The sequence below is a fragment of the Streptococcus sp. 4094 genome (genome assembly GCF_013277125.1).
Classification (GTDB): domain Bacteria; phylum Bacillota; class Bacilli; order Lactobacillales; family Streptococcaceae; genus Streptococcus.
The window spans coordinates 1-229 of sequence record NZ_VMMI01000083.1 but is presented as its reverse complement, the minus strand read 5'-3'; the positions used below and the strand labels follow the sequence as shown (position 1 = coordinate 229).

Genomic DNA, 229 nt, shown 5'->3' with positions numbered 1-229 from the left:
TTAGCTGCTTGTTTAACGCTATTTAAGTCTCCTGCTGTATGAACGTTATTGATTTTGTTTAATGCATCATTTTTCGCTGCTGCTACTTTGTCTGCATCGTCTGCTGTTGGTGCATCTATTGCTCGTTCACCTTCAGTTTTCTTAGTTGCTACTTCTTGCAATTTTTCATTTCTTTTTGCTGTTGTTAAGCTCTTATCTGCATTAATAGCTTTTGTTTCTGCGTCTGCTG

At 37.6% G+C, this 229-nt stretch carries 1 protein-coding gene; it reads right to left on the bottom strand.

The features are described 5' to 3' along the window. On the bottom strand, positions 1-229 hold a 229-nt coding region (locus HT721_RS10875; RefSeq protein WP_173229829.1), incomplete at both ends, for a DUF1542 domain-containing protein.